General features: G+C 38.2%; 16 protein-coding genes and 1 tRNA gene. 8 read left to right on the top strand and 9 right to left on the bottom strand.

What is annotated here, in order from left to right; translation table 11 throughout:
• Nucleotides 1–11: 11 nt before the first annotated feature.
• Nucleotides 12–992, bottom strand: coding sequence for an alpha/beta fold hydrolase (locus tag KHS38_RS13430; protein ID WP_213489101.1), 981 nt, complete (start codon nt 990–992; stop codon nt 12–14).
• A gap of 101 nt (nt 993–1,093) precedes the next feature.
• On the opposite strand from KHS38_RS13430, the gene KHS38_RS13425 reads away from it, so the two are divergent.
• The 4 genes from KHS38_RS13425 to KHS38_RS13410 are packed head-to-tail and all read left to right on the top strand — an operon-like array spanning nt 1,094 to nt 3,408.
• Nucleotides 1,094–1,438: a hypothetical protein gene (locus KHS38_RS13425; RefSeq protein ID WP_213489100.1), complete on the top strand. Its 345-nt coding sequence runs from the start codon at nt 1,094–1,096 to the stop codon at nt 1,436–1,438.
• A gap of 1 nt (nt 1,439) precedes the next feature.
• A complete protein-coding gene (locus KHS38_RS13420) occupies nt 1,440–2,141 on the top strand; it encodes a peptidylprolyl isomerase (protein ID WP_349627932.1) in 702 nt (233 codons plus the stop codon).
• Nucleotides 2,141–2,632 carry a GNAT family N-acetyltransferase gene (locus KHS38_RS13415; RefSeq protein WP_213489099.1) on the top strand — a complete coding sequence of 164 codons (492 nt, stop codon included), beginning with the start codon at nt 2,141–2,143 and terminating at the stop codon, nt 2,630–2,632. Before KHS38_RS13420 ends, KHS38_RS13415 begins: the two co-directional genes overlap by 1 nt.
• Before the next feature lie 5 nt (nt 2,633–2,637).
• Nucleotides 2,638–3,408, top strand: coding sequence for an exodeoxyribonuclease III (locus KHS38_RS13410; RefSeq protein WP_213489098.1), 771 nt, complete (start codon nt 2,638–2,640; stop codon nt 3,406–3,408).
• A gap of 56 nt (nt 3,409–3,464) precedes the next feature.
• Here KHS38_RS13410 and KHS38_RS13405 read toward each other — a convergent pair whose 3' ends face one another.
• From KHS38_RS13405 to era, 5 genes are all read right to left on the bottom strand, one after another.
• On the bottom strand, nt 3,465–4,040 hold the full coding sequence (locus KHS38_RS13405) for a 5-formyltetrahydrofolate cyclo-ligase (protein ID WP_213489097.1): 576 nt from the start codon (nt 4,038–4,040) through the stop codon (nt 3,465–3,467).
• Nucleotides 4,041–4,246: 206 nt separating this feature from the next.
• Entirely contained in the window at nt 4,247–5,185 is a 939-nt protein-coding gene (locus tag KHS38_RS13400; RefSeq protein WP_213489095.1) for a hypothetical protein, read from the bottom strand.
• Nucleotides 5,186–5,189: 4 nt separating this feature from the next.
• A complete protein-coding gene (locus tag KHS38_RS13395; RefSeq protein ID WP_213489094.1) occupies nt 5,190–6,461 on the bottom strand; it encodes a protoporphyrinogen/coproporphyrinogen oxidase in 1,272 nt (423 codons plus the stop codon).
• Between the two features lie 284 nt (nt 6,462–6,745).
• A complete protein-coding gene (gene der / locus KHS38_RS13390) occupies nt 6,746–8,047 on the bottom strand; it encodes a ribosome biogenesis GTPase Der (protein ID WP_213489093.1) in 1,302 nt (433 codons plus the stop codon).
• An 84-nt stretch (nt 8,048–8,131) separates the two neighbouring features.
• Nucleotides 8,132–9,010, bottom strand: a complete 879-nt coding sequence (gene era, locus KHS38_RS13385; protein ID WP_213489092.1) for a GTPase Era — start codon at nt 9,008–9,010, stop codon at nt 8,132–8,134.
• A gap of 79 nt (nt 9,011–9,089) precedes the next feature.
• Between era and KHS38_RS13380 the strand changes: the two genes are divergently transcribed.
• Nucleotides 9,090–9,162 (top strand) — tRNA-Met (locus tag KHS38_RS13380).
• A 269-nt stretch (nt 9,163–9,431) separates the two neighbouring features.
• On the opposite strand, the gene KHS38_RS13375 is transcribed toward KHS38_RS13380, so the two are convergent.
• Nucleotides 9,432–11,084: an RNA-directed DNA polymerase gene (locus KHS38_RS13375; protein WP_213489090.1), complete on the bottom strand. Its 1,653-nt coding sequence runs from the start codon at nt 11,082–11,084 to the stop codon at nt 9,432–9,434.
• A gap of 515 nt (nt 11,085–11,599) precedes the next feature.
• On the opposite strand from KHS38_RS13375, the gene dgt reads away from it, so the two are divergent.
• A complete protein-coding gene (dgt, locus tag KHS38_RS13370) occupies nt 11,600–12,988 on the top strand; it encodes a dGTP triphosphohydrolase (protein ID WP_213489089.1) in 1,389 nt (462 codons plus the stop codon).
• The gene (locus KHS38_RS13365) at nt 12,988–13,794 is read left to right on the top strand and encodes a nucleotidyltransferase family protein (protein WP_213489088.1); all 807 of its coding nucleotides are present in this window, start codon (nt 12,988–12,990) and stop codon (nt 13,792–13,794) included. Before dgt ends, KHS38_RS13365 begins: the two co-directional genes overlap by 1 nt.
• Here KHS38_RS13365 and KHS38_RS13360 read toward each other — a convergent pair.
• Together KHS38_RS13360 and KHS38_RS13355 are read right to left on the bottom strand one after the other, a co-directional pair.
• The gene (locus KHS38_RS13360; RefSeq protein WP_213489087.1) at nt 13,791–14,423 is read right to left on the bottom strand and encodes a hypothetical protein; all 633 of its coding nucleotides are present in this window, start codon (nt 14,421–14,423) and stop codon (nt 13,791–13,793) included. The genes KHS38_RS13365 and KHS38_RS13360 overlap by 4 nt on opposite strands.
• Before the next feature lie 71 nt (nt 14,424–14,494).
• Entirely contained in the window at nt 14,495–17,482 is a 2,988-nt protein-coding gene (locus KHS38_RS13355) for an HsdM family class I SAM-dependent methyltransferase (RefSeq protein WP_213489086.1), read from the bottom strand.
• An 828-nt stretch (nt 17,483–18,310) separates the two neighbouring features.
• Between KHS38_RS13355 and KHS38_RS13350 the strand changes: the two genes are divergently transcribed.
• Nucleotides 18,311–21,934, top strand: a 3,624-nt coding sequence (locus KHS38_RS13350; protein ID WP_213489085.1) for a DUF7149 domain-containing protein, incomplete at its 3' end; no start/stop codon positions are given.

The raw sequence follows: 21,934 nt of genomic DNA, 5'->3' as shown, positions 1-21,934 counted from the left end.
TTATTTAAGAATTACAAATTCGCCGTTAAGGCTTTTAAAAACTTCTCGGGCACCTCAATATGCGGTATATGGCCGCAACTGTCAAACTCCACCAGCTTACTGCCTGGTATCTTTTTGGCGGTAGCGGGGCCTAATATTTTGTACTGACCGTGGCGGGCCTTCTCGGCATCGCTCAGTAAGGCTTTGCCTACGATGGTTTTGTCTTCTTTACCTATAAAAAGTACGGTTGGTACCGAGATAAGACCGAACTCATAACAAACCGGCTGTTCGTAGATCATCTCGAAAGTAAGCGCTGCTACTTTGGCATAGCGCGGAAAGTCGGCACTTTTGCTTACGCCCGCACCAATTTTTACCAGGTAATCATATTCCGGTTTCCATTCAGTAAAGTAGGAGGTTTGGTAGTACTTCTTTACACTCTCAAAGCTGGTTTTAAGCTCTGCGGTGTAATCCTGCTCGGCCGATTGGTAAGGCACAAAAGTGCGGTAATCTTCTAATCCGATAGGATCTTCCAGTAATAACTTTTCAACCACATTAGGGTACATCAGGGTAAAGCGTGTAGCCAGCATGCCACCCATGGAGTGCCCCATCAGGGTTATTTTGGATATGCCCAAACTATCTAATAAGTTTTTGTTGAAGCGGGCCAGTTTATGAAAGCTGTAATGAATAAAGGCTTTTGACGATTTGCCGAAACCAATCTGATCGGGCACAATTACGCGGTAGCCCTTTGCTGTGAGCGCCTGTATAACGTTGGTCCAGTAATAACCGCCAAAGTTTTTGCCATGAAACAGCATAACTGTTTTACCGTTAGCGGTGGCAGGTTTTATGTCCATATAGGCCATGCGTAAATCCTGACCTTCGGTTTGCACCGACAAAAACTTAACTGGGTAAGGGTATTTTACATTCTCGAGCGTGATAGACAACGTATCGGGCTGCGCCATCAGTTTAAGGGATGATACAAGCAGTATAATTATCCAGATCGATTTTTTGTACATATTGATATTACAGGGAGATGGTTAATTTGTTTAGGCCAACAAATGTATATCTATGATCCTGATTGTGCACTCTTGACGCTATTCTGCGTATCTTTGCAGGTATGACACCTGCAGAAATTAACGCCCGCTGGGGCCAGTTGCAGCAACGCATTGCTGAAGACTTTGATACCGAAAAGCCAGACGTTAAAGTAATGCTGTTTTTAATAGGCGTGCAAGAATTGGGGCAAGGACCAAAAAAGTTTAGCAAGCGGCAAAAGGAAGAACTGATGCATATTGCCAACTGCAAGTTGTTCAGTCAGCTGGGCTTTTATAAGCTGGAAGGGCTTGATCAGGATGGCTGGCCGCACTGGAAACTCATTAAACCAATTCCAAACTACACGCTGCTGGAACAGGAAATGCTCATGAAATCCCTGATCATTACTTACTTTGACGAAATGGAGGCTTAATATGATGAAAAGAGCTTTTACCTTATTGCTTTTAATAGTGGTTACCGCTGCCTGGGCTAAGCCGCCTAAAAACCAATATGTGCGCCTGAAAACCAGTTACGGGCAGTGTATCATCAGGCTGTATAATCAAACCCCCAAGCACCGTGATAACTTTATAAAGCTTACCAAACAGGGCTTTTATAATGGTACGCTGTTTCATCGCGTCATCCAAAATTTTATGATTCAGGGCGGCGACCCCGATTCCAAGTCGGCCAAGCCGGGGATAGAGTTAGGTAATGGCGATGTGGGCTATACCGTTCCGGCGGAGTTTAACGACAGCTTATTTCATAAACGGGGCGTGCTGGCTGCGGCACGTGATGACAATCCGGCCAAAGCATCGAGCGGTTGCCAGTTTTATATTGTAGAAGGCCGCCGCTTTACCGACGGTAAGCTGGATACCTTGGAGCAAACCCGCTTAAAGGGACGTAAAATACCTGCATGGCAACGCGAATGGTACAAAACTGTAGGTGGTGTGCCACACCTGGATCAGAATTATACTGCGTATGGCGAGGTGGTAACCGGCCTGGATATGGTTGACTTGGTTGCCGCCGTTAAAAAAGATGAGCGGGACCGGCCCTTACAGGATGTGCCTATGACCGTAGAGCTGCTAAGCAAAAAGGAATGTGCACAGCTGGATAAGATTCTTAAACCGGATAACCGTTAATGGATATTATTTTAAGGCCCATACAGCTGCAAGATTTGGGCAACGCTCAACAACTGTATTATGATACCATAAACCGGGTAAATATTAAAGATTATAACAGCGAGCAAGTGGCTGTCTGGTCATCAAACCGGGATGATACCGAACGATGGCAAAACCGGTTGCATACGCAGTACTTCATCATCGCTGAGCAAGATAATAACTTGGTTGGAATGGCATCATTAACACCCGAGGGTTACCTTGATTTGATGTATGTGCATTATGCATGGCAGGGTAAAGGTATTGCATCGGTGCTGTTAAGGGAGCTGGAAAGCAAGGCTCGCCAACAGGGCAATGTACTCATCACCACAGATGCCAGTATTACTGCCCGTTCTTTTTTTGAAAGTCGTGGGTTTGCAGAGGTTGCCCAGCAAAGCGTAAATGTAAAGGGCGTTGATTTGACTAACTACAAAATGGCTAAGAGGTTGGAGCTCACAACAAATCAGGCCACATAATATATATGAAGATCATTACTTACAATGTAAACGGCATACGATCGGCAATGACCAAAGGCTGGCTATCCTGGCTACAGGCTACCGATGCCGATGTGATTTGCCTGCAGGAAATTAAAGCTACGCCCGATGTGCTGACCGAGTACCTGCTGCTGGTTGGCCAGATGGGATATCAGCATTACTGGTACCCTGCCGAAAAAAAAGGCTATAGCGGAACGGCCATATTTACCAAGCAAACACCCAAACATATTGAATATGGCTGCGGTATTGCCGATTTTGACCGCGAGGGACGTAACCTGCGGGTTGACTTTGAAGATATATCGGTGATGAGTGTTTATTTTCCATCCGGCTCAAGTGGTGATGAGCGGCAGGGCTTTAAATTTCGTTTTTTAGAAGAGTTTGGTGATTATCTGAATCAATTGAAATGGGCCTATCCCAAGCTGGTGGTATCTGGCGATTATAACATTTGCCACAAGCCGATTGATATTCACAACCCTAAATCAAACGCCAACTCCTCCGGTTTTTTGCCTGAAGAGCGTGAATGGATGGATGAGTTTGTAGCATCCGGTTTTGTAGATAGTTTCAGGCATGTAAACAAGGAGCCGCATAACTACACCTGGTGGAGTTTCAGGGCTAATGCCAGGGCTAAGAATTTAGGCTGGCGTATTGATTATAACATGGTAACAGCTGAACTGGAACCCCATATTAAACGTGCCACTATACTGCCCGAAGCAAAGCATTCAGATCATTGTCCGGTTTTGCTGGAGCTGTCATTATAAAAAGTAAAATTCCTTAGCTAAGCGGGATTTTACTTTTTATGCTATGCTATCCTATACTACTTATTAAAATAGTAGATCTCATCCGGGGTGATGCATAAATGGAGCCTTGTATCAAGTTCATCGGCATCTTCAATGCTGTGTACCGGCTCAAAAAATGATAAGCCTATAAATAATGCATCCGGCCGGCATTGTGCCAAAAAGCGGTCGTAAAAGCCCTTGCCATAACCCACGCGGTAGCCCCGCTCATCAAAAGCAAGTAGAGGCACCAAAACCATATCTATTTCATGGGGCATTATCAGGTTACCCGTAACCGGCTCGGGTATGCCATAGGCGTTGGTGGCCAGCTTCAGGTCGGCATCGTCCAGAAAGCTTTGCATGGTATAAGTGGCAAAATCAGCTTTCGGAAAAACCAGCTGAATATCTGGATGATTTTCATGCAACCATTGGCGTAGTAAAAAAGTATCGGGTTCTTTGCGTTTATGTATAGGCAAAAACAGGTGAATGTATTTTACAGCCGATAGGTTGAGTTGCTGAAACTGTAGCAGTAACCTGTGGTTCAGGTCTTCATAATCAGCTTGTGAAAGCTGTTTGCGTTTATCGATATATAATTTACGTAGTTCCTGCTTAATCACAAATAAAAAATTGGATGTATACAATGATACCGATAATTCTATAGTGCTTAAAGAACGGATTCAGCAATTCGTGTTATCCACTATTTTAGTTTCATAGCTACCGGCAATTTTACGAGCAAAGCAAGGTAGAGCAAGCCATGTTCCTGAACTAAACAGAAAACGCCTGTTTGGTAACAGGCGTTTAAAAAGTATTTACAGGTTTTTTGCTATTTAGAATAGCTCCATTTCGATAGCTTGATAGGATGTAAATAAAGATACTCCTTAGGAAAATCGGCCAGCAATAAATTCAAATTATTGGCATACTTGTCTAAAATCATATAATCTTCTTTATTCCATAGCGCTCTGCCCTTTAAGGGCAGGTCTTTCTCTGTACGGATGTCGCTACTTGACAGCGCAAGTGCCGTAGGGAGAGCCAGCTCTACAAACAGGTCGGTTGCGGCAAATGCGCCGCAATAATGACAGAATTTTTTAATCGTATCTTTTGAAACAATGCAAATGTCTGAATAAGATCTCACCAACGGGTACTTCGTTTTATTTAAAGCAGAGCCATTAATGTATTTGTCCGAAAGGTAGGTAAGGTAATTAAGGAGGCTTTTTTTGATATCTGTTAAGCTCTTAAACGAGTTTTTACCATAAACCTGTTCATAAGAAAATGAGCCATTGGTGATGTTCCAAGACTTGATCTTTTGCTCGGCCTCGTTAGCTGATGGTATCTGACCGGCTATTTCTACCCCTTTTTTGTACGGATCGAAATTAACTGCATTTCGGTTATGCGGCCAATGAGCCGGCACTTCGGGCATGGTAGCCAAACGCGGAATAAAGCAGCTGCTTTCGCTCAGATTCAATATTGAAGTTAAGTTCTCAGCATTAATCTGAGGGTTTAAAATCATATCATCTGCAATGAAAAAATAGTGAGTATAATGGCTTCTATAAAAGCTTTTAAGTCCCTGTGCTATATATCCCTGAAAGTAAAAGGAGTTTTCATAAACAGGTATTACATTTTCTTTGTCACCATCGTAAAAAGGCACTAAGTGATAAATATCCGGAAACCTGTCTTTGTACAATTCTTCAAGTATGGCAATGTTTTTATCATACCTGTGGTTAAAAATTATAATCAGTGCTACCGAGTTGGTATTTAAAGGCATTTTGTTAAACGGTTAAGGTTAAGGAAGTGTTGATTGTATCTCTAAGCTTGAATGCAGCTTCCATAGCTTTATCCATATTATAATATTCCCATTCTGCAAAACGGCCTAAAAGGTAAATTCCATGTTGCTCCAAAATAGTTTTAGCCTTACCTATCTCTAATCGCGTTCTTTTATCCTGCACAACGTAAGAGTTTGGCTCGTAATTGTAAGAAATAGGACTTAAATTGCCCGGCAGCCTTTTAATTTCCTCCAGCATTACTTCATAATCAACCTTGCCAGAAAACTCTACCACACATGTTTTTCGGTCTGACCCCCTGTTGTTGGTTTCGCTAAAGTTTCCGGTATAAATAATGCGGTGCGCTTTGGTAAAACCTTCAGGTATATATAACCACGAGATATTGTTATCGTCGGTTTCACAGAATAGATTGGAGGTTCCGTTTGAGCGTAGCTGGCTCAGATAAGCTACATCTACGCCGTTGGTAGCAAGCAGTTCCTGGCAGTAAGCAGGTAACTTCCTTACATCACCGCAATAAATTACTTTATCAAATGATTCCTGATTGATGACTAAACGTCCGTTTGCCTCCTGTATATCAGTAACGTCGATGCCGGTTTCAATATCAAGTCCGGCTTTCAATCTATCGGCAATAAACTGCGATCCACCTTCTTTAGGGTAAAAGAAGGTGGAGTGTACCATATCTCCCTCCTCTTCCCGAAGAATATTGCTTTGCAAAATTTCCAGAAAGTTAGGCATAGGCAGCTTTCCTTCAAGCCATTGCATAGCAACTGTACTTAAATCAATTTGCCATATTTTTTGATTGTAGGGTTTAAAGTAAACCTCATATAGCGTTTGCCCAAAGTTGTTTTGTAAAAACTCTTCAAAGTTATCGTACTCAAAAGGCGATTTTGGTTCGTTTTTAGAAAGCTCCAGTAACTCAGCAATAATCTTTTTGATTAAAGCCGGCTCAAGTAAATAGATATAGTTCTCAATAGGGTAGCCAATTACCTGGTTATTGAAAAAAACTTTGGCATTACGTTTCGCTTTTACAAACTCATTTTCCTGATCAAAATGGCTCCAGAACCAATCTACCACATCTTTATTCCTTGAGTTGAAAACGTGTCCGCCTACTTTATGAAAAAGACAGTCTTTTACTCTTTCGCATTTAATTAAACCGCCAGGCTGCTGGCCTTTTTCGAACAGTTTAACATCATGGTTTTCTTTTAACAAATTAGCTATGCTCAGGCCTGAGATGCCGGTTCCAACAATTGCAATCTTCATTGATTTGGTAGGTGTATTGGGGTTGATTTTTCTTTCTGATTTTCAGAAAGAGTATATTGTTTAAAAGTTATTTAAGATAAAATGAGCAAAGCTGCTTGCAGAATTTAGTTAGCTCACCAGAACAATCGTCTTAATTGTTGCTGCCTCCGATTAGCAATAATTAATATTAGGGTGGCTAAAATTAGTAAGATTAATGGTCTTTTCAAGAATCAGTTAGCAAAAACCAGATATAAAAAAAGCGTAAGCAGATTTTTGCTTACGCTTTTATAACTGTTATCCCAGACTTATTTCTGTCTGAAAAAGATTTGTATAGGCACACCCGAGAAATTAAAGTTTTCACGCAGCTTGTTTTCAACAAAGCGCTTGTACGGTTCCTTGATATATTGCGGCAGGTTACAGAAAAAGGCGAACATTGGCGATGTGCCGCTGATTTGCGTTGCGTACTTGATTTTTACGTGCTTGCCCTTAATTGATGGCGGTGGATAGCTTTCTATAATCGGCAGCATGATATCATTCAGGCGCGAGGTCGGAATTTTTTTGCTGCGGTTTTCGTAAACCTGCTCTGCGGTTTCAATTACTTTCAGCAAACGCTGTTTTTCGAGTACGGATGTGAATACGATAGGCACATCTGTAAACGGTGCAATTTTTTCCTGTATCTGTTCCTCGAAAACCTTCAGAGTTTTGTTATTCTTCTCAATCAGGTCCCACTTGTTTACAACAATAACAACGCCTTTTTTATTTTTTTCGGCCAGGTGAAAAATGTTAATGTCTTGTGATTCCAGTCCTTCAACAGCATCAATCATCAAAATTACAATGTCGGCCTCTTCTAAGGCTTTGATGGTACGCATTACCGAATAAAACTCAATGTTTTCTTTAACCTTGGTTTTTTTGCGCAGTCCGGCCGTATCAATCAGCATAAACTCATGGCCATACTTGTTGTAGTGAATATGGATAGAATCGCGCGTGGTACCGGCAATAGGCGTTACAATATTACGCTCTTCACCTATCAAGGCATTGATGATGGATGATTTACCTACGTTAGGGCGACCAACAATGGCATATTTAGGCAAGGTGCTCTCTTCGGTCGGCTCGTCGTCAAAGCTTTTAATTACCTCGTCCAGCAATTCACCTGTACCAGAACCGGTCATGGATGATATATTGTATATCTCGCCAAGACCTAAGCTGTAAAACATTGTGGCATCAGATTGCAGGGCATGGTTATCAACCTTGTTTACCACCACATGAACAGGTTTTTTGCCTTTGCGTAACAGCGAGGCAATTTCATCATCCAGATCGGTGATGCCCGTGGTTACATCTACCATGAATAAAATTACGGTAGCTTCTTCAATGGCAATCACTACCTGCTCACGGATAGCGGCTTCAAAAACATCGTCTGAATTGGCTACGTAACCGCCGGTGTCAATTACTGTAAAGGAACGACCCACCCACTCTGCAATACCGTAATGGCGATCGCGCGTAACGCCGCTAAAGTCATCTACAATGGCTTTGCGGGTTTCTGTTAAGCGATTATATAAAGTTGATTTGCCTACGTTGGGCCGGCCCACTATGGCTACTATGTTACTCATATCTTTTAGTTGTGAGTTGTCTGTTGTGAGTTGTGAGTGTCAGGTAAAAATACAGACAACCAATAACTCGCAACCTACAACAGATTAATCTTCGTATCCGAATTTCTTTAAATAATTCTTTTTGCTGCGCCAGTCGCTAATTACCTTAACAAACATTTGCAAAAATATTTTGCGCTGAAAAAATTCTTCCATGCTTTTACGGGCGTAGGTACCTACAATTTTGAGCATTTCGCCATTTTTACCGATAAGGATGTTCTTTTGCGAATCGCGTTCAACGATAATTTCTGCACTGATGCGGTATAAATCATCACTCTCTTTAAACTCGGTGATAATTACTTCGGTACTGTAAGGTATTTCCTTTTTATACTGTTTAAACACTTGCTCACGAATCATTTCGGACGCGAAAAAGCGGTCGTTACGGTCGGTCAGGAAATCCTTTTCATAATAGGCCGGGTGTTCGGGCAAGTTCTCTAAAATGAAATCCATTACCGAGCGGATGTTATGCTCATGTAAAGCAGATACCGCAAATATGGCTTTGGGGTTCAGCTTTTGCTGCCAAAACTCTATTTTTTGTTTAACGGTTTCTTCGTCTGATTTGTCGATCTTGTTAATCAGCACGGCAATTGGTGCCAGCGAGTTTTCCAGCTTTTCGAGCACATCGCCTTCGTCATATTTCTCATTAATGTCGGTTACCAGCAAAATCAGGTCGGCATCTACAATAGAACCCGTCACCTGGTGCATCATGCTTTCCTGCAGGGCGTAGTGCGGTTTGATAACGCCGGGCGTATCCGAAAAAACAATTTGGTAATCATCAGCGTTAACAATACCAAGTATGCGATGGCGGGTGGTTTGCGCCTTAGGCGTAATAATTGACATTCTTTCGCCCACCAATGCATTCATCAGGGTTGATTTACCCGCGTTAGGTTTACCAATAATGCTCACAAATCCGGCCCGGTGACTCATATGAAAATAATTTAAAATAAAATTTGGAGTACAAAGAAACGAATTATATCTTTGCAGACCAAACAAAAACAAAACACAGTGCGGGATGGAGCAGTTGGTAGCTCGTCGGGCTCATAACCCGAAGGTCGTAGGTTCGAGTCCTGCTCCCGCTACCTAAAACCCTTGTAATACGCTGACTTACAGCAAATTGCAAGGGTTTTTTATTTTATAAAGGTGCTGATTGCGGTGCAAAATTCAGCCTTATAAATAACCTTGTCCTATTAAATAAGGTCATTTTAAACCAATTAGCCCTGATTTGTGTGTTAATTTTATTCTAAATTACTATTCCCTACTTATCACTGTCTTTTACTGCCTTAAAAAGGGTGCAGCTTTAACAAACTTGTTGTAGTTATAGAATCTTACAAGTCTGAACTCATTTTCCTTAATCATCGATATCATAGTCGTACTCATCCGGCTCTAATGGGTATGAATCCGTAACACTCTCATCATCGCTTGAAGTACTAGATTTATATTTAAGTAACGAAGTCTCCACGGATGTTACCTTAATTTTCGTTAAATCAATTTTGCGATTTACATCATAAAATTGTACGTTGTTAAGTCTTAAAACATTAAAAAAGGGATCTTCAGCGATGTAGTCTTTTGTGGGGTTCAACCAGCCTTTAATCACTGCTTCATATGCAATGAGCCAATATTCATTATATAAATTTTCCTTTTTCAGAAGACCTGACCAAATTGCTTTGCTGATGCCTTTTGGAATAAAGCCGCTTGCATGTACATCTAGGACTGATAAACAAACTATACTATTAGTAGTAGTACTGAGTTTTTCCGCCAAACTCTTTGATACGGTTATTTTTAATTGTTTAACTAGCCACATTGCCCATGAAACCTCATGGTGATTGTCAAGAACAAAATGATAGTCTATGAATTCATGTAAAGTATCTGATATTAAATCAAAATCAAGGTCATACCCCTCGTCTTCATGACTAATGATTAAACGGGTTACAAAAGGTAGCACTCTAGAATCTTTTAACAAAGCCTGAAGTAAAAATGCTTCTAAAATTTCCCACCCTTTCTCCGTGAATATTGTGGCACTAATTTTTGATATACTGTAACTTAATACAGAATCATCTGCACTTATACCAGCAAAATGGAAAGATTTATCAAAATAAGCTATAATGTCTTTGATTTGGTGGTCGGGCTCATTTCTAAATTTAAAATCTCTTAATACATTGTACCAATCGCTTTCAATTTGTTCTGGTAACTCTATAATTTTTTCTTTACTCGAATTCAAGTCCAGTTCTAATCCTCTTAGCGCCTCAACAATGGTAGCTCTAGCCATGTCAAGTTCACTTTTGTTTTTGAAATAAAGAAGGTAATCGTCAACAACTCTGATTCCCTTAAGGTCTTCTATTTTACTTTGAAGCTGGATATCGATATAGGAAGCTATCAGTTCAGAAATTATCCTACTTGTGTCAGGACCAACACGTATTCCCATCGTCTGTCCATCCATCATTTTCCTAACATCTTCATCAAGAGCATTGCCGGCAATTTCGTAGCGTTTTCTCTTAGTTTTAGCAACCGTTTTCCCATTTAGGGCCCAAGGAATACTATGCGTGTAAATACTGCCGTAAAATCGTTGCACATCAATCTTTAAAGCAAATCGCCGCCCTGTTGATCTTAAAATCCGTTCCCTAGTTACTTCGTCAAAAGATGGTGCCAGAACAGCACGCAGCGATGTAGAAGACGTTTTAAGTTTCGATAAGGAAATTTTAGACTGGTCTGTAATAGCTTTGATCGATGGCCAAAATGTTGATATGGTATTCGCTAACCTAATAAAGCTTAAAGGATTAACAACGCTAACAACTCTTCTATAAGTCATACTTTTGGGAATAGAGTATGGAATAGACTTAGTTATTTTACCTTTATTTCGATCTCCAGGGCTAACATCAATCGGATCATATGTATCTATTTGAGCGACAATGCTTGAAAGAACGTTAGCCATATCATCGCTGTTAAATGCTGGTATTAGTTCCTCCGGTAAATATCCTTTTTTTACTAAATCTCGTTTATCCACTAATTCTGTATGGTCAGGTTAAGGTAATGAATTGATTTAACAATAAAGCTAAGTTCTTAGAATAGCTTACCAGTAAAAATAATATTTTAATATTATAATGCATATTATTTTCATGTAGTTCTTATTAACATTAGTATTGTAATCAGATGTTCTACACATTTGAGTGGTCATCTTGACTGCTTCTTTGTCGTTATTTGGGAAGTGGTGTCTAACAACTTACCACCTCTGTTGAGTGAGACCTCAACTTCGATAGAGCACGATTCTAGTATTGTATAAATTAGTTCAGCGCCTTAAGTTATTACTTAATAAAGCCCGCTTCCACCAAATAACAATGTATGGTTACACCTAATATGATAAGTTTTGAGAACTTCTTATAAATATATGCGAATCTATTTTTAATACTATTATTGGAAATATTATTTTCAATCGAGTTCATAAAGATTCAATAATTAACCTTGCGTAATTGTATTGTTTGTATTGATTTAAGGCATTATTTACTCGTATCTTTGTACAATATGGAAAACGATTGGATTAGGTTATTACAGCCAGTTACATTCAGAAATAGAACTCCGCAACAAGATTTTGATGGAAGAGATCCATTTGAAAATGATTATGCAAGATTAATATTCAGCTCCCCAATCAGGAGATTACAGGATAAAACGCAAGTTTTTCCTTTAGAAGAAAGTGATTTTATAAGGACTAGGCTCACTCATTCACTTGAGGTTTCATCTATTGCTAGATCTATTGGTAAAAGCATTGAAACAGAATTAGAAAAACGAGGGTTATACGACCTCAAGTTGAAAGGGCACATGAGCTCACTGTTGGCAACAGCAGGCCTAGTTCATGATCTAGGAAATCCGCCATTCGGACATTTCGGAGAGGAAGCTATTCAGATGTTCTTCCAAAAATACTTCAAGAAAAAAAAGCGTCAGTTAGGGTGGACTGAACAAGAAATTAAAGATTTTACGAATTTTGATGGAAATGTTCAAACGTTTAGAATTTTAAGAAAGTTGCATTACTTTAAAGATGAATTCAGTTACAATTTAACTTTCCCCACCTTAGCGAGTATAGTTAAATATCCACGTTCATCTAAGGACGGCAACAAAAAAGTTAAGACCGCAGATCGTGATGTAGCCGATAAAAAGTTTGGCTATTTTGCTTCTGAAGAGCAGGATTTTTTAGAAATTGATAGAACGTTAGGGATGAATGGCAAACGACATCCTATTGTGTATCTATTAGAGGCTGCAGATGATATTGCATACTCGGCGGCAGATATCGAAGATGGTGTAAAATTAGGCGTTCTTGACTTTGATACCATAAAACACGTATTTACTAGCCATTTGGATGTATCTGTTGAATCAGAAAAGTCTTTATTGAAAGAACTTGATAATTTATATGAGAAATGTAAAACGATTCCTAAAAACAGGCTTGATTTAACAGTTCAACAATTTCGTATTTCTACTCAAAGGGAAATGATAAAAGGAATAATCGACGAGTTTTTAGCCAAATATGATTCTATAATTAAAGGTGACTACAAGTACGAAATGTTAGAAGAATGTAGTGCCAAGAGAATACGACAGGCTTTTAGAAAGCTGGCTATTATTGTCTTTAATCACAAAAATATCCTTGAAACAGAATTAGCGGGATGGAAAGTAATTCAAGGCTTGTTAAAAGAGTTTATTGAGGCTGCATGTACAGACGACTTCAATAGCAACGGCAATAAGAAAGCAAACCGGCTTTACAATTTAATTTCGAGCAACTATAGGTATATTTATGAGACGTATGCTCCTGCTAGAGATAACAAGCTCTATAATAAATTTCAATTAGTAACTGATTTCATTAGCGGGATGACAGATACATACGCTCTATCGTTGTATCAAAAAATTACAGGTATTTCTTTGTAATGGGTGAATTGAATGCCATCGAGAATCTAAATCATTTTAGGGATTCTTTTTTAGCTGTTTTTGATAGCTTAAAAAAGGCAAATCCACTTTTCAACCAATTTGTGTTAAACGCGACAGAATTTAAACAAGCTTATGTAGTTGGTGGATTTTTAAGAGATATTGCTAATAATACCCAGCCACGCGATTTAGATATACTCTTAGGTTTACCAGATGAGGAAATACAATCATTAATAAACAATTTATCATTGAAATATTATAAGAATCGTTTCAATGGATATAAAATAGTTTTTGAAAATTTTGACTTGGACTGCTGGAGCTTTGATAGCAACTGGGCTTTCAAAAAAAGATTGCTAAAAAGTAATTCTCCTTCGATTGAAAATATAGCAAATGGCACATTCCTGAACTTTGATTCATTAGTTTTAAATGTTCACACGTTAAAAATTAATGTCAAGAATTATAACAAGTGCATACTAGAACGCAAGTTGGATGTAGTTAGAAGAAATTCTCGTTATGTGATGTATAATCCAACAAAAGAGGCCAATATTTTAAGGTTTTTATATTTATCTAAAAAGTATGATTTAAGCCTTTCCTTGCAGCTTAAGCTATACATTTTAAATCATATTAACACATTTGAAATACTTTACGGAAATCCGGAGCAAAGACTATTGGCCTTCAAGGCCAAATATCCGAAGTATGCCAGCGTATTTTCAGATAAAGATTATAACTCAATGATAGATGATATAAAGGAAGAGTTAAATCATTATTCAAAAGAAAAGGGCGCAATATTAGGCAGGCAAATATTTTAAGCTGGTAAATTAAGCCAGTAATGATATAAATTTATGTTTTCAACTTGCTTCCCCTTGATTTGGCGTGCGTGGCTTGATATCAAATGCCCACATGTTTCTTTTTCATCTTCATCTAACCATTTTAATTGATCATCTTCAAACCAAAGCGTTTCATCGGCCAGTTCTTTAATCCATTTATTGATTTCATTAAACCAGTAATCATTATCGTTTTCTTGCACATATGCTACTATAGCAGCGTATCTCAAACCTGCACCATGAATCCCTTTTTTAAACCTTTCGATACCTCCACACGGAGCTGTTATGCCTACTACATATTCTTTACGTCGGTTTTGGCCAGGTGTAGGAAGTCTCTTAGCCTCAATCGAAAAAAAACTGTCGTTTTCGCCATGTGACTTATCAAAAATGTCGATTACATTAGCTTCTGCGATCATAGCAATATCAACTTGGGGGCTCATTCCAGAGTTGACGTCTTCAACATATTCAGAATGAAAGAAAAATGGATATTTTTTGGCTTTACGATTTAAGAATATACATAGTAAATGACTGATTCCTTTTTCATTGGAGACGCCTATATTCTTAGATTCGGAGACAAAACTCTTAAATGAGGCACTTAAGAAATCTAGTACCACTTTCGAGGATGTTTCCTTTTCGAGCCCGAAACTTATAGAACCGGTAACTTCTCGCTTAATATTAGACAACATTAAAAGCCCTGCCTCCTAAGATCTGAAAATGTCTCATCTGCATCTCGTAAAGCCATCGATTTTAACCAATATCTTAACTTTTTCGGTTTGATTATGAAGATTACATTGCCTTCGTAAATACGAAGTGTTCTTGTAATCCGTTGGTTTGTTCCAATAGACTTCTTTACAAGTATTGAGAGGTTATGCTCCGCTGTTTGTGTATCATCAAAGTCAATTGTTGGTTCCTTTCCAAAATAGAATGGTAAGCAATAGTAAGACTCTGTTTCGAATGATTTAAAACGATTAAGATTCTTGTAGATCAAGTTTAATGTTTCACAGAAAATCTGGCTGTACATTTCCAACTGTTGCTCATCTGCGTTTGTACGGGCCATCACTGCGCTTTCGCCATTCTTGAGAAAGTCGAGAACATAATCAGAAAAATCGTTTATTATAATTTCATCAATATCATCAATCTCCAACTCATGATCGTATGGCAAATTATAAATATCATCTGCTCTTATTGCGCTTGAATAATTTATTAATGATTGACTACTTGATAGTGAAATATGGAAGCTAATTAATTTCTTATACTTATTGAGATATTTATATATTCTAAATAAATCCTCTTGGTCGTTCTTCGGAGCACTGATACCTAGTATTCTAGAGTCGAAAGCTAAGTCTTCATCTGACCAAAATACAGGTAATTCTCCGCTTTCAGATTCAATAACCTCCTTAATTAAGCAGAGAGGCCCTTTGTACAAGCGTTCTTTTCTAGGCCTTACAAAATATTCATCCGTAATCGGTTCAATCAATGCGTTGCGTGAAGAAAAATTCTTGCTTAGTAATCCCGGTTGATTAGTTAAATAAGGGGCAACATAGTCATCTTCCCCACCCCTCATAAATCCCTCACCATAGAACCATCCAGCCTCAAGCTTATTTATGAGGCAATCAGATAACTTGTTATATTCGGATAACTTATCCAAAAGCAAATTAACTCTTTTACCTAACCCAGTAAGATTTGCTTTCCAAACGTTTATACTGGATGAAAGCAAATTGTGAGGTATGTAATAAAAGTCATGTCCATCGATCTCGAAAAACTGCTTTTCAGTGCTTGACTTGGTTCTGTTAACAATGATGTGGTAAGTGCCTTCAGATATAGTAGCAGGAGTGTTTTTAAAAAAGACAGCGCAAGTAGCTATTGTAGCATTCCCAAATAAAACACTTCTTAGTAAAGTGAAGTCTATAATCTGATCAATTCGGTAGGTATCAAATAAATACTTTCTAAATAATGTGGAGTTGTTATTGTATAAAAATGGCCCAGAAGGCTGTATTAAACAAATTGTTTTATCAGCTTTACATAGTTTAATAGATTGTTCTAAAAATAGAAGTGATATTTGATTATCTGGTAGCTTTATCTTGACAGACTTTAACTCAACATCGGCGCTGTTAATTGTTCGATCAAAAAGTTGATTTGCCTCGACTATAGCGGCGTTTTCAGTGATTTTTGCCTCAAATGGTGGGTTGCCAATAATTAAATCAAAGAACCCGTTTGGAAACACCCTCTCATTAATCAACTTAAAAAAGTCACTAGGATAAATATTTTTATTTAGCAAATTATCAAATTGTAAATCCTCCCATATTTGTAATGGGGTGAGTTCGTCACAAAGTGCTAAACTTAAACTGAAAATAGATAGATTAACCGCGTCAGGATCTATATCACAACCAAAAATGTTATTCTTTAAAAGTGCTTTTAGTACATCCAAAGAGGGCCGTTTCCAGTTGTTTTGCTGTCGCCATCTATAAATTAACCTTCTATATGCACCAACTAAGAATACGCCAGAACCACAGGAAGGATCTAGTATTCTTGAGTCTATGTCTTTCCCTTTTAAAGGCAATGCCTCATCTAGTAAAAAGTTAACTAGGTAAGGGGGGGTATATACAACCCCAGGTCTTTTTTCAAGAAACTCTTCATATATATTGCTTATTAATTCGACAGGTAAGTCGTTGAAAGAGTATAATCTCCAGAATACAAATTGATTTCCTTGCAATTTGCCTTCTAAGAATAAAGCGAAATATTTAAGGTCAGATTTCGACAAAATGACCCTTTCATCTTGTGAAAGTTCAAATACACCGCCATTAAAATGCTTTGCTAGATAATCTATTAATTTTAAAGCGGCTCCTGTCTCACTTAAAACATCCGTAAACCCTTTTGCATCTTTCGAAAATCTACTAAAAAAACTGTTTTCAAATTTTATCTGCTTTCTAACGCCTTCGTAAAAAATTATCCTTTCTTGATTAGCTTTGGGAAATACAGAGTTATTGTTTTCGTCAGTACGTTCCTCTAAGTATTTAATGAGGATTGAAATAACCATCATTTTCCTTGCAATCTTTGCAGGCAAGATTTGCTGCTCAATGATGTGCTTTAACGACTGCTTTAATTCAGATAATAAATTTTCATAAGCACTATTTTTGAATTTAAACGAGCTGCTAAATGGAGAATTCTCCCAAAAAGAGCCATTATCAAATGACTTACCTGAAAATGCTTTAAACTTGGCGTCTTGAGTTGCCTGATCTTCTTGAAATAATGTAGTAAACTTTGCTGCTAACGCGATAGTAGTTAACGGTTTGTAAACTAGTTGGTTGCCTTTCGCGGGTTTATCAAAGCAGTTAAATATTATGACATCTTTATTAGTAAAAACAAAGAACATTGGCACTCGTCCGGAACAATACAGCCGTTGATGTAGCCTAATTAAATTTATGTTTTCAAGAAGTTCATCTGTGAAATCATAAATATATACTTGGGGAACGGATGGCTTATCTGTAAACCGCCTGAAATAAACATAATCTGCTTTGTATTTGTATGCCTCTTCAATAGCAATTATTTCTTCTATTGATACGGAACTATGGTCTATTAAATCCGGCTGTAGAACTTTCATTAATCCTGTGTCAATGCCGTCGAGATTTAGCATCTCAAACTTCTCTAAGCCATATTTAAGGAGGTCGTGCATTGATTAAATAATACTAATAAAATTAGTAAAAACAAATAGCAAAACTATGATAAAAATCATTATTTCGACAATTAAAAACAATAATTCTTTATAGCTCCCTCTAAACATGTGAATTATATAAAAAGCCTCGTGATTTAGTATAGTCGCCAATTAGCTGAAACTACTTTTTCCGAAATTGATCTATTATTCAACAAGTGGATTTAAAAATGTTATTTAAAAACATCTGTTATATTTAAAGCTTTTTTTAAGTTATTTAAAAGGCAATGCTTGCTTTGATAATTTACATTGGAAAAGTCGAATCAATCTGCCTAAGCAAACGTATCTATACGATGATGTAGACGATTTCCAGCATCTTCATCATTTTGTTAGACTTTGTAGTAGCTTTCGTTGTTGTTCTTTGCTATGCTGCCCTTTGTTGGTCGTGTACATGTCAGCCACCACTCCAACCTAGCTTTGGCCTCAAACATATCTTTATCCGAGAAAAACTCCGCAATTACACTATATTGTAACCCTCCCTTAGTTCGGACTGGTATCTTATAGACTAATTGATTCAAAAATATAACTATCGTTGTTGTGCCTGTAGATATATTGAAAACTCTCCCAAGTTTTCAATATATCTACAACTTTTCGACAGAAAATATCTAGCACCGTCTTTGCCAAGGCCGATTTCCGGCATCAAATCACTGCTTCACGCGTTTTGATATTAAACAAAAAGATATTATTAGCAGATTTAGAATGTTATTACTGTCTTTTGGTCTATCGCAATACAAATTTTGTTAGACAAAAAATATTGCTAATTTGATCGAACTTTTATAGCCCAAGTTCTAAATGACTATTTCCTTTATCACATTAATTCAAAGCCTTAACAAAGCTTATCGTCTGATTAAACCTCGCCGCGAAGACCTTGATATTTTCAAGGTTAACTTCAATAAGCTGCTGAGTCGTATAGACGAACGAGAGACAGAGGAAAATGTTAAAGGGCATTTAGCTGATTTTCTAAGATCGACTTATTATGGCGACAATCAATTGATTGCAACTAAGGAAAGAGCTGATTTGGTTATACATCTTGAAAAAGACGCCAAATCTCCGGTCGGTGTATTATTTGAAGTAAAGAAGCCAACCAATAAGGCGGACATGGTTACTAAGGATAACCTAAATGCAAAAGCGATGCATGAACTGATCCTGTACTTTTTGCGTGAACGCGTCAACCACAAAAATATATCCCTTACACATCTCGTCATCACTAACATTTATGAATGGTATGTATTTGATGCTTCTTTGTTTGAACGTGTATTTGCTCAGAATAGTCAGTTACAAAAAGCGTATCGAGAGTGGGAAGCGGGGCAAAAGGTAAGTACTAAAACGGACTTGTTTTATAAAGAGATTGTAAAGCCATTTCTGGAGGCTTTAGACAATGAATTTACTTTCACCTATGTTGACATAAGAGACTATACAAAATACCTGAAGGCTGACAAGGAAAATAATGATAATAAGCTCATACCGTTATACAAGTTTTTTACTCCGGTTAACTTACTCAAGCTGCCATTTGTTAATGACAGTAATGCATTGGATAAAGGCTTTTTCAAGGAACTATTACACATTATTGGATTAGAAGAAGTTAAAGCCAGTGGCAAGAAAGTTATTCAGCGTTTGTCTGTGGCAAAGCGCAATCCTGGCTCCCTTATCGAAAATGCCATCAACGTACTGGAATACGATGGGGTACTTTACAAGGTAGACAACAGACTACTAACAGGTAAATCCTCAGAAGAGCAGCTTTTTAATTTAGCCTTGGAGCTTTGTATCACCTGGATAAACCGCGTATTGTTCTTGAAGTTGTTGGAAGGCCAGCTCATTAAGTACCATAATGGCAATCCACAGTTTAAATTCTTAAATGTTCAATCCATTAAAGATTTCGGGGAACTCAACCGGCTATTTTTTCAGGTCTTGGCCCAGCCTGTGGACAGGCGCTCTTCACACGTCCAGCAAAAGTATAGCCACATTCCTTACCTGAACAGCTCTTTATTTGAGCATTCGCCACAGGAAGATGTCAGTATCAAAATAGGCGAATTAGACAGTAGTTTAGACATCGAGCTTTACGCGGATTCAGTGCTCAAGCGGAAAAAGAAAAAAAGTAAGGAGGCGATTGCTATGAACACCTTGCACTATATTCTTGACTTTTTAGAAGCTTACGATTTTGCTTCAATGGGTAAGGAAGAGGTGCAGGAGGAAAATAAAACCATCATCAATGCAGCCGTACTCGGGTTGGTTTTCGAAAAGATTAATGGGTATCGTGATGGGTCTTTCTATACACCAGGAGCAATTACGATGTACATGTGCAATGAGACAATTCGAAGAGCCGTTGTACAAAAATTTAATGAAGTTTATGGCTGGCAATGTGAGTCCATTGCAGATGTCACTAATTACACGGCTGACCGAAAGACCCGGAAGGATATAATTGAATTTAATAGCGTTATTGAATCTATCCGAATAGTTGATCCAGCAGTAGGGTCAGGGCATTTTCTGGTATCGAGCTTGAACGAATTGATTGCTATAAAAGCTGAATTGGGCATATTGGCTGATGCTGAAGGAAAACGGTTAAATGATATTGATGTCAGCATTGCCAATGACGAGTTGGTTGTAATGTATCACCGAACCCAAACTTTCTTTGAATATACCGTTAATACCACTGTATCAGGAAGTCATGTGATTGCACCGGAGGTACAACGTATACAGCAAACGCTTTTTAATGAGAAGAGGAAAATAATTGAAGGCTGCTTATTTGGTGTAGACATTAATCCGAATTCAGTTAAAATCTGCCAACTGCGCCTATGGATAGAATTATTAAAGTATGCGTTTTATCGTGCAGAGGAGAACTATACACAATTAGAAACACTGCCAAACATTGATATTAATATCAAGCCAGGCAACTCCTTACTCAGCAAATACTCGCTTACTGAGGATTTAACCGAGGTTTTTAAGAAACAGAAATTCGGCGTCAAAGATTATCGCTCCGCAGTAAAAAACTATAAGGACGCACCAAATAAAGAGGCAAAAGCTGAGCAGCAACGCTTCATAAAAGATATCAAAAGTCAGTTCCATGAAACAGTCAGTCGACGTGATCCCAAGCGAAAGCGATTATCTGAACTACGGGGACAATCCATTTTGGCACAAAGCAATATGGATTTGTTTGGCAAAAAACGTAGTGAGAAAGAAATGCAACTTGAAGTACGTCGTATAAATCAGAGCATTGAAAAACTTGAACAGGAGATTAAAGAAGTTGAAGAAAATGTAATTTATCGGAATGCGTTTGAATGGCGTTTTGAGTTCCCAGAAGTACTAAATGAAAACGGCGACTTTGAAGGATTTGAAGTGATCATTGGCAATCCACCGTACATACAGCTCCAAAAAATGGGCGCAGATGCGGATGCCTTGCAGAAAGGTAATTATCAAACCTTTGAGCGTACCGGTGACATCTACTGCTTATTCTATGAACAAGCTATACGTTTGTTGAAGCCTAATTATTTCTTTGGTTTTATTACCTCTAACAAGTGGATGCGGGCCAATTATGGTGCAGCGATACGCAAGTTTTTCTTAGATAAAACAAATCCATCATTGCTGATCGATTTCAATGGATACCAGGTATTTGATTCAGCAATTGTCGAAACGAACATACTTATTTCACAAAAAGGGACCTATAATAATGCAACAGCAACTTGCTTGTTTGATAAGAACTTAGGTAGCCTAGAAAAAATGAGCGGTTTTATTAGACAGAGCTTAAGTGTATCAAATTTCTCTGACGCTCATAGCTGGGTGGTGTTAAATCCAGTCGAAAAGCAACTAAAAGAGAAAATTGAACGCATTGGAATGCCACTCAAAGACTGGAATATTAGAATAAATTATGGTGTTAAAACTGGCTTCAATGATGCATTTATCATTGATAGTGAAACAAAAGAGAAATTGGTGGCCATAGATCCAAAATCAGCCGAAATAATACGACCCATTTTAAGGGGGCGTGATATAAAGCGTTATGGATATGATTATGCCGACCAATGGATAATTGCTTTATTTCCGGCAAAAAACTATGACATTGAAAAATATCCCGCTATAAGAAGCTACCTATTAACATTTGGGAAAGCACTTCTCCTTGAAGCCGGATATGGTTGGGTTGCAGAAGCTTATCTTGAAGAATGGTGCTACAAGCGATTACAACAAACTGGCGAAGATATTGTGATTGATGGTAAGAAAATTAATATCCCTAAAAATGAAAGAGCTCGGAAGGGTACTAATAACACATGGTTTGAAACTCAAGATAGCATAAGCTATTGGGACGATTTTAATAGGCAGAAAATCGTGTGGGGTGAGATATCTGATCGAACCAAATTTTGTATCGATTTGAACGGCGAGTTTGTGGTAGAGGCTACGGCGTTCATTTTGACAGGCGATTCATTGATT

Source organism: Mucilaginibacter sp. Bleaf8 (assembly GCF_018390515.1).
In the GTDB taxonomy this organism is placed as follows: domain Bacteria; phylum Bacteroidota; class Bacteroidia; order Sphingobacteriales; family Sphingobacteriaceae; genus Mucilaginibacter.
Note: the sequence above shows the minus strand (reverse complement) of the source record. Positions and strands in the feature narration are given on the sequence as shown.